Genomic DNA, 13,491 nt, shown 5'->3' with positions numbered 1-13,491 from the left:
GAGGAATTCATGCCATGGTTTTAGATATAAGTGGCTATACGTTAAGAATCAAAAATAATCTCTTGCTTGATCACGCACATTTACATTTTCAACCAGGGAGTGTCAACCATATTGTAGGGAAGAACGGTGTGGGGAAATCCAGATTGGCGAAAGACTTTATTCTAAATAAGAGCGGTTTTTTCCCGAAACAACTATCCTCAAATCTAACCGTAATCTCAAGTTATTCTAATATACCTGAAGATATTTCCGCAAAATTGCTTTTTAAGATATTAATTAAAAGATATGATCGGATGATGTTGGATCAGCTTAGTGATTTATTGAATATTGAAAATATACCATCCAACATTCTCATTAAAAATTTAAGTGATGGACAGAAACAGAAGCTTAAGCTGGTATCATTTCTTTTAGAAAATAAAGAGATTATCATTCTGGACGAGATCACTAATTCTCTTGATAAAAAAACAGTCAATGAGATTCACCAATTTCTTAATATCTATAGCAAGCAGCATTCAAACAAAATCATATTAAACATCACTCACAATTTATCAGATCTCAAAAACATCGAGGGAAGGTACTTCCTCTTTCAAGACAAAAAACTAGTGCAATACGAGGACAAAGATCAACTAATAAAAATATATATTGAGGACTAGTGACTATGATTGAATTTGCAAAAAGCCTATTTAATAAAGTATTTATGTTTCTGGCACTTATTTTTGTATTGTCGTTCTTAATCGGTTGGTTCCTTCCTATTGGAATTGATAAAGTTACATCTCTAAGTTATCGAGAGTATCTCTTCAGTACGTATACTGTGTTTACTCAATTTGGATTTTTAATGTTCTCGTTTATCATTGCATTCTTCGTTAATAAAGAATACTCTAATAAAACCATTCTGTTTTATAGATTATTATCGTATGACAGTCTTAGATTTTTTTTGAATAAAGTTGCTGTACTTTTTATGGAATCGCTTATTTTAATTACAATATTACTTTCATTTGTATCTATGATGTACAAGGATTTTAGCCTGTTTTTTCTTATGGTGTTTTTGTTGACGTCTGTAGTCACACAATATATCCTCATTATTGGGACAATCAGTTTGCTTTCATCTAACATCTTGATGAGTATTGGTTTAAGCATCTTATACTGGATATTAGGTGTCGTTTTAGTAGCTAGTTCTGATAAATTAACATATGTTGCTGTATTCGACGCTTCGAATCTCCTTTATTCCCATATTGACCAAGTGTTTGTACAAGGGAGCAATTTCATTTCTCTAAGTAATGTATTAACGGTTATTGTCTATAATGGTATCTTATTTGTAATGAGTGTTCTGATAAGTAAACTGATGAACAAACGTTGGTTAAAGCTTGGAATTGACTAAAAAGTTGATGTACAAGCTGGACTTTGTGGCAATCTGATATCAACTCTTTTTACACCATTATATGGATAGTCCCATCAAAACATAAAGGTTGCGTATTTCTGAACCCTAACAGTTTTCTGCTGTGATTCCTCTCCGAAACTGATCTGGCCGTCAGCGTAAAGGATGATCCCTTCACCACATGACAAGCAAAAGAAGCTCCAATGTGGCAACCCTCGCCATCCATTGCAAGCTCCCCTTCCCCTCCATATGCCAGCAGCAGCACATTTGAAGTTAATTCCGTTTCGTGTAAAACGCTACCTGTCTGCAAAGTACCGCTATACCCGTCAAGCATCTTGATCGCCGTATCACTCCATAGACTTGTCTGTTCTTGCAGCGGCATTTTTCTCATCTCCTGACAATAGCAAAGGTAAATTTGTTGCTGTTGTCATTTTAGTTGAGATTCTTTCTCATTGTCAATTTTCGGACATTTGAGACAATATTCGCCTGACATCTGGTAATAGAAACAGCAGGTAATTCGCTCGCTTTTGGCAACATGCACATTGTCCTTACAATCGGTGAAGCGGGTTAACGGATTCTTCCTCTCACCAAACACTTCCCCGGATGCCACCTGCGTCAGATATGAAAAGTCCTCTCGAATGATCTTACTTTCCTGCTCAGTCTCGGCTTCATCAGGAGCGAATAGTCGGCCGATACGTACCATGATATTCTCCCAGAGAATACTCATCGAAAGTGGCGCAATCGCAGCAAGCGTCTTTAACAGCGGTGTAAGTTGTACTGCAAACATCTCCTCGACCACCTTTTCCCGCCACACTGCCCTGTCTCCCGTTAGTCCTTCAGCCTGAAGTCCATTCACCGCTAGAAAAGGAAATCGTGTGCCGCCCTCATGATCTGAGAGCGCCGGATGATAGAGAAAGCTGTTCTCCAGCTGAAACGAAACATGCTGATGATGAAAAGTCATCGCGGTCACCAGCGGAGCCGTCCACAGATAGCCAATTCGCTTGGCTAACATGGAAGCGGCAACCTTCATGTCAGGAGCATCGATGTACTCCTGAAACCAGCTGATGTACTCTCGGCATGCCGCTTCGTCATGCAACTCACTTAGAGCAATGGTACGGACACTATGTTCAGGTGGCTCACCGAGCAAGATCGAATAATCCTCCACTGTCTCTTTCCATAAGTCTGTCGAGAGATATGGGTTCATATTAATTCGATCCGAGCAGGGCTTCCGATGCCTGATCTACAATAAGATTAATCGCAAGAGGTCCGTAATATGCAATCCACAATGTTGAGTTAACGTCATACGTGCGGTTATTTTTCACAGCATCAAGGGACTTCCACACGGGATTACTTAACATAGCCTCTGCCTCTGCCGCAAACAGCTCATCCGACAGCACAAAATAACGATCTGCCTTAATATCAGGGACTTTCTCCATCGAGATCTCAACAGAAGTATCATCCTTGATTCCCTCAACAAGTGCAGGCATTTTCAAACCCAAATCCTGATACAGAATGCCGCCTGTGCGATGCTCGATACCATGAACACGAATGCCTTCTTTTCTCGGACGAATAAGAGCTACCGTTTCATCGCCCATCTTCTCCGCCAGCTTAGCCTTCAGTCCAGCAACTTTCTCTTCATAGGCTGTACGCACTTTCTCCGCTTCGTCCTGCTTATCTGTAATCTTAGCAACTGTGGCTAACGTATCACGCCAGTCTTCGTAGAAGTCCAGTACGAGAGTAGGTGCAATTTTGCTTACACTCTCATACTGCTTCTCCTGGAAATCCGTCATAATAATCAGATCCGGGTCCAAGGCTACAATCGCTTCCAGATTAGGCTCGTCCCGTGTACCCAGAACCTGTACATCACTCGGCTGATCGCCTAAGTATTCTGGATAATCGGTATTACCTCCAGCGATAACACTGCCAGCCGGCTTCTCACCAACCGCTAACATTTGATCCAGAAACTTAACATCAAGGACTGCAATTCTCTGTGGTTTTTCGTTTAGCGTCAGCTCACCCTTCATGTGTGTGATCGTTACGGGAAAAGCTCCGTCCGTCTGCGTTTCCGCATTCGCAGCTGTCTCCGCTGGCGTTGCCCCAGATTGTTTACCGCTATCTGTACCTGTTGCGGCACCGCAAGCCGTCAGGACAAGAATAAGGGCCAACATCAAGCCCATGAATAATCGTGATTTGTGAGCAGCATATGCCTTGCTTCCGGCAGCCTGCCTCTTTGTTCCTTGATTCATGATGAATCCCCCTTATGTATAATACTGATAATGATTTTCATTATCGAAACATAAAGAGAGTATATACGATCTACGCATCGCGTTACCATGTACTTTTGCGACATTTGAGCCGGACTAATGCGACATGGTGCGGAGAAAGGCAATAGCTTCTTGGAAGAAAATAAACCATGCTTCTTGTGCTCAAACCGGAGAACGGGCAATCGGTTTCATGGCAGCGAATCGTGCTTATGTTTAGTGTTGGTTACGGATTAGAGTAATGGGATAAGAGCATAATTCAACTGTTGAAAAGCGCGTAGGATCTAGAACAAAAAAACCCAACAAAATTTGTTAGGTAAAAACCACTTGTATATGTATCTTATTATCCGAAACGCACTATAAATAGGTCTCATTCATTACTATAATTTTCAATAATGTAATTCTAATATTTTCAGATCAATTATAAAATTTTGTTGTTTCAGAATATCCAATCCGAGAAGCCCTTTATGTTCTTTAGGTAATATGCCTACATCTATTTCTATATTCCCAATGCTTTTTGTTCCTATTTCAATCCTGTCCATGACTTTGGTGTAGAAAGGAATACTTCCTCCAATCCCGTATGCTTCATATATCGAATCGCCGGTTTCATAGGTCACACCGACTTCCTCTAAAAGATCGTATGTGAGGATCCTGTATCTATAATTACATCATCTATTCTTAATACTCTGCCTCTAAATGTAATGGTGAGTGACGTTGTAATTAACTGACCATCATAGTTAATTTTCATTCGTATTACGTCTCACTCTCATTAATGGATCTCTGCGAAGGTTGATCACAAAGTCTTGATTTGAAGTATGATACACGACGTTACCAGGCTCTACTTGAAAAAACTCTTTATTTACATCTCGTTCTGATATGGTTCGGATTGGTGCAACTTCATCTACTATTTTTTTGTTATCTTCCTCATGATAATGAATGATAGAAACCAGAACAAATTGGTCAGGGAACAGTTCTCTAACTTCTTGCCATTTCATGTGTTCTACCTCCTGTTATTGAGTTAGTTCTACTTTCTGTAATTTTAACATATCTCCTGATCTCATTTTACCGTATTCGAGACGTCTGACTTGACCAGATGTGGTTTGCTGGAATAACCCACCATGATCTATCTTATACTGTTTTTGCATTAGAGGTCTCCGATGAAAATCCAGTTTCTCTAACTCTCCATTTCAAACCGTGTTTGAAGCTCTTTAACAAATATCTCAATGGGTTTTTTATAGTCGATGGGTTTATACATAGATCTATTATTCCTCATATGCCGTTCATCTTTATCACGAAAATCATTATCTTCAACTTCAAGCGTCTTCATCACAAGCATGATTTCATTCATGGTACTTATAACACTTCGACTATCGGTTTTGGTGATCATGCTCTCATTACATTTTTCCAAATAATAGTTCACCAGGTGGTCAGGAAGTTTCTCAACGGCCAAATAGTCCTCTAAATTCTTTTTAAAGATTCCTGCCAGTTTATTCGCTTGATTCGTTCTAATCCCATCGACAGTCAAGCTTAATCTGGACAAATCATTCATAAACACATAGTGTTTTCTGCCATACAACGTGAAGAAGTTTGCATGCCAACTAAAGAAGTCATCGCTGTCTTGGATGGTTTCCGGTTTGGCATGAAGATCTTTTAATGTGAGTTGGGTTGCTTTGAAAATAATCATGCTCGACTCCTCCTTACTCCTTAAGCTGATTATAAACTACTTCAAGCGAACTATATCCAAATTTGTTTGCAAAATACAGACTTTGTCTTGAGGTCTAATCCTCCATCTCCAATTTTTGACCACCTTACCAGCCTTGGTCTTGAATTCATTTCTTTTACGGTGTTTTTACCTCTCTTCTGCTTAATTTCTTAAATGCCGAGTATTCCTGATCAGACTTCATATAACTTAATATTTTTTCCGCACATGCAGCTGAGCTAAGCTCTTCCGTATTCACTTCCAGATCATATTCATCATAGGAGTAGATGTAATCAAACTGGGAATGGGCAAGTCCAATCTCGCGGTCTCCCCTGCTCTGCTCTCTTCTGGTGAGTTCCTCTTTCGAGCACTGCACGCCTACAAACAATATCGGATAATCCGATAGTAACTCATAAAAATCATTAAACCACTTGTCATTGCTGATGACTGTATCCACGATGACATTCAAACCCATTTCCGAAAATAGCTTAATGGTTGCACAGTACATCGAATTGATGGGATCGAACAGGATATCGGTCATCACATGGTGTTCCACTTCTCTTGTTGGTTTCATATCTGGATATGTATTGTCGATAAACTGATCATAATTATGCAGAAATTGATCTACAGATAGATGATGAAACGGAATGTCTCCCTGATTTTTCATTTCCATCGCAATGCTTGTCTTCCCCGAACTTGACGTTCCGTTCAAAAATATAATGAGTCCTCGTTCCATATTGATCACCCTTATCATTAAAATTGGAAAACACTGTTCTGCCGAATTACCACTCTCTCCATTCTTCCGTAATGTCTTCATCCTCCTGGATGTCTAATCCAGCCAGTCTAGCCGCCTTGTCTATAAAATCAGCCAATTCTTCACGTTCCATCGTCTCAATAAAATAACCATTGGCCTCATTCATTTCATTAAACCTAAGCACAACTTCTTCTACAGCCTTCATCATGCGCTCAGAATCTTGCGTTTCTTGTAATGCTATTAATTGGTGCAAATATGTATCTAGGGCTTGATCAGACATGAGTAATCTCTCTTCTGTGAAAAGCTCATCTCCGCCTTCAATCATTCTCTCATTCCATAGTTTCGTTGGTTTTCCAAGAAACAAGTTTTGTAACGTCATTGGAATCACTCCCCTGTAACCAAAATTATGAACAAGCGTTCTCGCTTACTCACTTTCATTCGCTCCATAGCCTTGTCACGTTCTCTAATTCCATCTCGTCAAATTGTAGTCGATAAATGTCCGGTTTCTTGGTTTGATTCATAAAATCCAATCCGTAACTCGAATCAAAGTAATTCATCATCAACGTCATTACATGTCCGTGTGTGCCGATCGCCACTTTTTCACCCTTGTATTCTTCTAATATCTGTTTCAACACGCCCACTGCTCTACTCTGGCAAACCGTGTTCGACTCGCCCCCTGGCAATGCATAATCCGGGTCATCGAACATCTTCTTCGAAGCAGGCTCAAACTCTTCATCCGCAATCATATCATCTGAAAAATGCCTTTCCCGCAGATCCTCCATGATCTGAATATCTAATTCTAACGCTGCTGCCACACCCTCTAAGGTCAGAATAGCCCTGGCATAAGGACTTGAGACAATGGCATGTATTCCTTCATTCGTTAATATTTCCGTTATTCGTTCTGCATTCATCTTGCCCTGTAGGGTAAGCCCCCTCGTTCTTTCCGTTCCTTCCGTATACGGTGACTCCGCATGCCTTACCATATAAACGATGGTCTTCATAGGACCCCCTTGAATTTCTTTTATCAAAATTTACTGCCCTCTTTAATCTATTTCACTTCTTTATCAAGACTAACGTCAAATGTTAAAGTTATCGATTTTTGTCTAAAATCATTGGGTATCACTTTAATCTTCACGTTTAGATGTATAGATTCAGGCAAAGTCATTTCAGTTATATTCTCATAACCGATGAAGTAATAATGCTTTTCGTCCAGTTCTATCAAACCTCCACCTGTTGAGCCAGAAGTTGAAATCAAATGTCCGTCACGATAAAGCTCACAAGCAATATTATATTCCTCCAAACTAAACCCTTTCACTTCATATCCAATCTTGATTTGATTTTCCGTATAATCAGCATTTCGTAAACTGATCGCACCACCATCCACCATTTGGGTCTGAATTGCAATATTTGCCTCAGGCATCTCCGGTTTCTTTAATAGATAGCCTACTTTTAGGTACCATATAACTCCTAATACAACTACAGCAAGTACAATTATAGCAATAATAATCTTCTTCTCTTTTTTATCCATAATCCATACTCCTTACATCGGAACACTCTTAAAGTTCTTTCCAAACCTGTATTTCAAATAATACATTATCCCTGTGCGATCAACATCTGGGAACTTCCTTGGATCATCCACCCCATTATCCTATAAATATATTGTTAATTCTGTGTCGATCATAATCTAGAATCCAATCGTTATATTCTGTATAGATATCCGTTAGTGCTTCTTTTGATGCTGAAATCACATCGCAACCTCTATCATCATAGATATGAAATATCGTTTTCTTACTTATATTAATGAAATACACCCTATGATATATCTTTGGCTTAATTCCAACCTCATGATTACATATAGCTTTGATTAACTGATTATATCTCAAGCCCTCAACTCTACATTTAGTCCAATACCTATACATGTTGTTCCTTGGGTTTAGGATGTCATCCGGTTCACAATCCAAACCTGGAAATATCTCAAGGCTCAAGGCTCTAATCGGCCCTTTCTTCTTGATATATTTTCTGTACAGGTTCAATTTTTCCACTTTGTGTTTAAGCTTATCTGCAAAATAAGCTTGAGTTATTAATAGGACTTCATCTTCTTGATCATGAAGAGCTTTAAATAATTCGAGTGATCGATGATACACTTGTTCCATGTAATGCTCTGTATTCATTCCAAACATTAGTGGATTGCCAAGTTCGAATCGTATTGCAACATCCCAATTATAAAAAAGAGGCGGTTCTAAGGTCAGGTTTGGAAAATGCTCTGCCAGGTACGTCTTCAGATCCATTCTGTGGCCTCCAAGTTCACTTTAAAGATGAATGCCAGATTAAAGAAGGTATCCGTCTCTTCAAAGGTTTGCGGTTTTATATTCAGATCTTTTAATATTAATTGGGTTACTCAACCCCCCAACGCCTTTTCAGAAATATTAACCCCAGAACATTCCGTTATGACCTTCGTCCACGATCTTGAGCTGTGTTTCAAAATCTTCGTTCGGATCGATATCATCGATGTAATACCACTTTCCTTTACTGTCCTGCCAATACACTTTCCATACCTTCTCATCCATTCTGAATTGTGCTACCGGCAATTGTACCCATTTATCGCTTTGAAAGGCTTGTCTTTCTTCAATCAATGTCACATGGTTACCTCTGATTTTATAACTAATCTTCATCTGACTTTTCACATGCTCGGGTACAGCATTCTCGGTGTAATGGTCCATAATCTTTTGAATCCGCTTCTTCGTAAAATCATCCATGCTCTCGAACTCCCCTGCCTTGATCTGTTTTGCTTAGATTATATCATGTTGATTTCTCCGATTTAAATGATGCTTTACTTGTAAAAGGTAAACCGGAGCGCGGCATGTGCAATAGCAAGCCACGTGGGGGTGAGGTGCTGCGCCCAATGGGGTTGCACCGCGTCAATGATCGCGGTGCCCACCTTGGTAGCATCACGAGCACAAAGCCGCGATGCACGAAAAAAAGCGCCACGACCGCATAGTCGTGGCGCTTCCTCTTGCTACATGGCACCAATTAGCCATGTAGCTTATCTCAGGCCGCTGCACCTACATGGCAGCGGCTTCTTCTCCCAGCGGCAGCGTGTAATACTGCGCCTGCTGCCCTTCATGCTGCTGGTACACAACGACCAGCAGCGTCCGGCCTTTCGCGGCAAGCGGGCTGGCGCCAGCTAGCACACGCTCAAGCCGGAACGGAAGCACATCCAATACGGTGTGCTTCTGCAGTTCCTTTTCGCCGAGACCAAGGTCGGCGAAAGCACGGGCACCCATGACCGTCTGTGCGGTCATGGCCGAGGTCATCGGCAACGCACGCGAAGCGTTGCCGTCCACCATGTCCGCCGCTCCATCCGCGGCGGACCCTGTTGCGTCGCCCGAAGCAAGCGACGCTGCACCCCCGGCTTCGCTGCCGATCACACCCGCCGCATCTGCGGCAGAGTCTTCTCCGGCAGCAGCCGAACTTCCCGCAGCGGCACTCGGACCCGTGCCGCTGCTTTCCAGCCATGCCGTGCCTGCGGCACCAGCAACACGTGGCAGTCGAACGTCTTCTGGACGTTCAGCCAACGTTTTCATATAACCCGCCCACTGGTCTTTCTGAAGCGGATCTTCCCACCAGATTTTGCGTGGTTTGTATTTGTGACCGAGGAAATAGTCCAGCTTCATCAGGCCGAGCACGATATCCATATGCGGCGTGTTCCGCGACTCCAGGAAGCTGTGCAGACGAGTAAACAGATCCTCCAGTTGGTGACCAATCTTCTGCCAACCCTGTCCCTCCCAGTAATCCCCGAATGCTTGGAAGAAATCAAATGGTGAGTTGAATTCCTGCTCCATCAGATACTTCAGCGTATGGTCCATCCGGTGTGCGTTCCAGTATTTCTCCAACACATCCTCCAGCCGCTTCAAGCGCACGATGTCGCTGAACGGCAACACGTCGCTACCCAAAATCTCATACGGTGCATGATCCATGTACGTATAGTTGTACTTTTCCGCATCCAGACGCAGGCCTGTACCACGCAGCATTTTGAGAAATCCCAGCTGAAGCTCTTCCGGCCCCAGTGCAAACACATCATTAAACGTTTTGCGGAACGTATTGTAATCTTCCTCCGGCAGTCCGGCGATGAGATCCAGATGCTGGTCGATTTTTCCGCTAGCTTTGACCTTGTTGACCGTACGGCTCAGCTTGGTAAAGTTCTGGCGGCGTTTCACCAGTTCATTTGTCGGATCATTCGTAGACTGAACCCCGATCTCGAACCGGAATGTGCCTGGTGGCGCATTCTCTGCCAGATAGTCGAGTACCTCGGGACGCATAATATCCGCCGTAATTTCAAACTGAAATACTGTCCCCTGATGATTCTCGATCAGGAATTTGAACATTTCGAGCGCATAATCCCGTTTGATGTTAAACGTCCGGTCTACAAACTTGATCAGCTTCGCGCCCTTCTCGATCAGGTACAGAATATCCGACTTCGTCCGCTCAATATCGTAATATCGCACGCCGACCTCAATACTGGACAGACAGAACTGACAACTGAATGGACAGCCCCGACTGGTCTCAAAATAAACAACCCGCTTCCCAAGCTCTGGGATATCCTCATCAAATCGATGTGGTGACGGCAAATCGTTCAGATCCGCCTTCGGCCGTCCTGGCATGAGAATGACCTCTTCCCCTTTGCGATACGCCAGTCCATAGACAAAGTGGAACTTCTTGCTTCCTTCAAGCTCCATCAAAAGCTGATGCAGCGTCTCTTCCCCTTCACCCATCACGATGAAATCAACATTGGGAATCCGGTTCATCCAATATTCCGTGTCGTAGGACACTTCCGGCCCGCCCAGCAGAATTTTCACATTCGGCATAACCTTTTTCAGATTATCAATGACCTTGATCGTCTCTTCGATGTTCCAGATGTAACACGAGAAACCAATCACGTCCGCGCCGCGCTGATACAGATCAGACACAATATTCATCACTGGGTCCTTGATCGTATACTCCGCCAGGTCAATATCAAAATCCTTCTCACTGTATGCCTTCAGACACCGCAAGGCCAAGGAGGTATGGATGTACTTTGCATTTAATGTAGAAAGAATAACCTTCATGGTTCACAACCTTTGCCTGGACACCCAGACCATATTTTTTTGATAAAAGGAAAGCTGCACAGCCATCCTGCCCCGGATGCTGTTCATCTAAACCTCTTTTGACCTAGCCATTCCATGTCTCATGGACATATCCAACTTTTGTCTTTCAAAGAGTGGACACTCTTTTCAAAAAGACATATACACCGCACTAAATCAAAACCACAACATACAGTATAAAATCCGTACCTTCAAACTACATGTTGTATACGATACGGTCAGCCATTACCAACGCCAATGTCCACCCTTTGAAAGACAATTCGCCACCATTTGTCCACTCTACAGAGACGCGACAACCAACTTCAAAGATTGGAAAGTGAAAATTAACAATTCATACTCAATTCACTCTTACTCTTACTCATTTCATACTCACTCATACTCGTAAAACGCATCATCATCCGTATCCACTTCTTCGCCCGATTGCTTCTGGAAAAACTCCAGGAACGGCAGTCCGTACTTGCGGTACTTGACCTCACCGACCCCTTTGATATCCAGCATGTCACGTTCTGTCTGTGGACATACCACACTCATCTCACGCAGGGTCGCATCATTGAAGATAATGTACGATGGTACATGCTCTTTCGCCGCCAGATCACGCCGGATCAGACGAAGTTGTTCAAATACCGTCTCATTAACCGCAGATGGCATCGCATCGCGTCCGCGGCGTCCACCATAGTTCGTACCCGAAGCTGTTGCCGCTGTCTTGCGGACAACACGCTGCATCACTTCACGCTGGCCTTTGAGCACTTCAACCGCTAGTGGCTGTAAACGCACAACCGGATACTGTCCCTCAGACAGCATCAGATATCCTTCGGATACCATCACGTTGATGATCTCCGATATCTCGCGCTCTGTCCGATTACCCATCACGCCGTAGGTTGGCAGAGAGTTGAAGCCGTAATCGAGCACTTTTTTGGCACGGGAGCCTTTGAGCACAGAAGCGACCAGCGATACACCATACCGTTCACGCATGCGGTGAATGCAGCTGAATATTTTCTGTGCATCAATCGTCATGTCTACCAACTCGCGGTCGTCCGTACAGGAACTGCAAGTACCGCAAGGTGTATCGTCATGCACCTCACCGAAATAATCCAGTTGCGCACTGCGCAGACAACGCGTTGTGTAACAGTAATCCACCATCTGTTGCAGCTTCCGGTAATCGTTCTGTTTGCGGTCGCCGTCCATCGGATTCTGCTCAATCAGGAACTTCTGGGTGATAATGTCCTGTGCCCCGAATAACAGAATACACTGGCTTGGCTCTCCATCCCGGCCTGCACGTCCGGCTTCCTGCACGTATGCCTCCATATTTTTCGGCATGCTGTTATGAATAACGTAACGCACGTTCGACTTATCAATCCCCATCCCGAACGCATTGGTCGCCACCATCACTCGGATATCATCGTACAAAAAAGCTTCCTGGCTCTGGGACCGTTCATCGTCCGTCATCCCGGCATGGTAGCGTCCTGCGGGCAATCCCGCCTGCAACAAACGCTGATGCAGATCGTCCACGTCCTTACGGGTCGCGGCGTATATAATACCTGGCTCGCTGGCATGCTCGCGCGCATAATTCAGGACAAAATCCTTCTTGCTCTCGCCACGCAGCACGCTAAACGCCAGATTATCCCGCCCAAGTCCGGTCACATACGTCTGCGGGTCCTGCAAACGCAGCAGCCGCAGAATATCGCCCATGACCTCGGGCGTCGCTGTAGCCGTAAAGGCCGCAACCACCGGCCGCTCCGGCAAACTGTCCACAAACGGCGCTACCGCCAGGTAGCTTGTCCGAAAATCATGCCCCCACTGCGATACACAGTGGGCCTCATCCACGGCAACGCAAGAGATCGGCAAATGGCCCATCTCCTCGCGGAACCAATCCAGCTCCAGTCGCTCAGGCGCGACATAGAGCAACTTCAGCTCACCGCGCTGCGCCGCGCGGATGCGATCATTCACTTCTTTGCCGCTAAGTGTACTATTAATATACGCGGCAGCAATTCCGGCGGTCGTCAACGCATCGACCTGGTCCTTCATCAATGAGATCAACGGGGAGACAACAAGCGTCAGACCCGAATATAACAGAGCGGGGATCTGATAACAGATCGACTTACCGCCCCCAGTTGGCATAATACCCAACGTATCTTCACGTTCCAGCAGACTGGCTACAATCTTTTTCTGTCCCTCACGGAAGTCGGGGTAGCCATAATATTTTTGCAGGAGACCCTGCGCTTCTTCTAATGTAGGTGTTTGCACACTCATGTAAAGACTCCTTA

The 13,491-nt window shown here is 43.8% G+C and carries 15 protein-coding genes; 1 reads left to right on the top strand and 14 read right to left on the bottom strand.

Translation table 11 applies throughout. From position 1 onward, the window contains the following. Positions 1-14 precede the first annotated feature (14 nt). A complete protein-coding gene (locus C161_RS07845) occupies positions 15-650 on the top strand; it encodes an ATP-binding cassette domain-containing protein (RefSeq protein WP_036669344.1) in 636 nt (211 codons plus the stop codon). A 774-nt stretch (positions 651-1,424) separates the two neighbouring features. Here C161_RS07845 and C161_RS07835 read toward each other — a convergent pair. From C161_RS07835 to recQ, 14 genes are all read right to left on the bottom strand, one after another. Continuing rightward, positions 1,425-1,754, bottom strand: coding sequence for a hypothetical protein (locus C161_RS07835; protein ID WP_036669343.1), 330 nt, complete (start codon positions 1,752-1,754; stop codon positions 1,425-1,427). A gap of 45 nt (positions 1,755-1,799) precedes the next feature. Next, entirely contained in the window at positions 1,800-2,576 is a 777-nt protein-coding gene (locus C161_RS07830) for an IucA/IucC family C-terminal-domain containing protein (RefSeq protein ID WP_036610604.1), read from the bottom strand. A gap of 1 nt (position 2,577) precedes the next feature. Then, positions 2,578-3,618 (bottom strand): ABC transporter substrate-binding protein, encoded by a 1,041-nt coding sequence (locus C161_RS07825; RefSeq protein WP_036669341.1) that lies wholly within the window; start codon positions 3,616-3,618, stop codon positions 2,578-2,580. Between the two features lie 404 nt (positions 3,619-4,022). Further along, complete coding sequence (locus C161_RS32935) at positions 4,023-4,250, bottom strand: hypothetical protein (RefSeq protein WP_235193759.1); 228 nt, start codon at positions 4,248-4,250, stop codon at positions 4,023-4,025. 120 nt (positions 4,251-4,370) lie between these two features. Further along, complete coding sequence (locus C161_RS07815; RefSeq protein WP_036669338.1) at positions 4,371-4,628, bottom strand: hypothetical protein; 258 nt, start codon at positions 4,626-4,628, stop codon at positions 4,371-4,373. Between the two features lie 179 nt (positions 4,629-4,807). Continuing rightward, positions 4,808-5,317: a DUF6933 domain-containing protein gene (locus C161_RS07810; RefSeq protein WP_036669337.1), complete on the bottom strand. Its 510-nt coding sequence runs from the start codon at positions 5,315-5,317 to the stop codon at positions 4,808-4,810. 154 nt (positions 5,318-5,471) lie between these two features. Beyond that, on the bottom strand, positions 5,472-6,068 hold the full coding sequence (locus C161_RS07805) for a chloramphenicol phosphotransferase CPT family protein (protein WP_036669335.1): 597 nt from the start codon (positions 6,066-6,068) through the stop codon (positions 5,472-5,474). Positions 6,069-6,114: 46 nt separating this feature from the next. Then, positions 6,115-6,465: a hypothetical protein gene (locus tag C161_RS07800; protein ID WP_036669332.1), complete on the bottom strand. Its 351-nt coding sequence runs from the start codon at positions 6,463-6,465 to the stop codon at positions 6,115-6,117. Between the two features lie 55 nt (positions 6,466-6,520). Next, positions 6,521-7,087 carry a histidine phosphatase family protein gene (locus tag C161_RS07795; protein ID WP_036669545.1) on the bottom strand — a complete coding sequence of 189 codons (567 nt, stop codon included), beginning with the start codon at positions 7,085-7,087 and terminating at the stop codon, positions 6,521-6,523. Between the two features lie 47 nt (positions 7,088-7,134). Continuing rightward, positions 7,135-7,614, bottom strand: a complete 480-nt coding sequence (locus tag C161_RS07790; protein WP_036669330.1) for a hypothetical protein — start codon at positions 7,612-7,614, stop codon at positions 7,135-7,137. Between the two features lie 115 nt (positions 7,615-7,729). Continuing rightward, entirely contained in the window at positions 7,730-8,374 is a 645-nt protein-coding gene (locus C161_RS07785; protein ID WP_036669326.1) for a DUF3885 domain-containing protein, read from the bottom strand. Positions 8,375-8,512: 138 nt separating this feature from the next. Continuing rightward, on the bottom strand, positions 8,513-8,842 hold the full coding sequence (locus tag C161_RS32930) for a DUF3024 domain-containing protein (protein WP_051449643.1): 330 nt from the start codon (positions 8,840-8,842) through the stop codon (positions 8,513-8,515). A 306-nt stretch (positions 8,843-9,148) separates the two neighbouring features. Further along, positions 9,149-11,191: a B12-binding domain-containing radical SAM protein gene (locus C161_RS07775; RefSeq protein ID WP_036669319.1), complete on the bottom strand. Its 2,043-nt coding sequence runs from the start codon at positions 11,189-11,191 to the stop codon at positions 9,149-9,151. Positions 11,192-11,596: 405 nt separating this feature from the next. After that, positions 11,597-13,477 (bottom strand): DNA helicase RecQ, encoded by a 1,881-nt coding sequence (gene recQ / locus C161_RS07770; protein ID WP_036669316.1) that lies wholly within the window; start codon positions 13,475-13,477, stop codon positions 11,597-11,599. Between the last annotated feature and the right edge of the window lie 14 nt (positions 13,478-13,491).

The sequence above is a fragment of the Paenibacillus sp. FSL R5-192 genome (assembly GCF_000517845.1).
Taxonomy (GTDB): domain Bacteria; phylum Bacillota; class Bacilli; order Paenibacillales; family Paenibacillaceae; genus Paenibacillus; species Paenibacillus amylolyticus.
The sequence above is the reverse complement of the archived record's forward strand: the minus strand, read 5'-3'. Positions and strand labels throughout refer to the sequence as shown.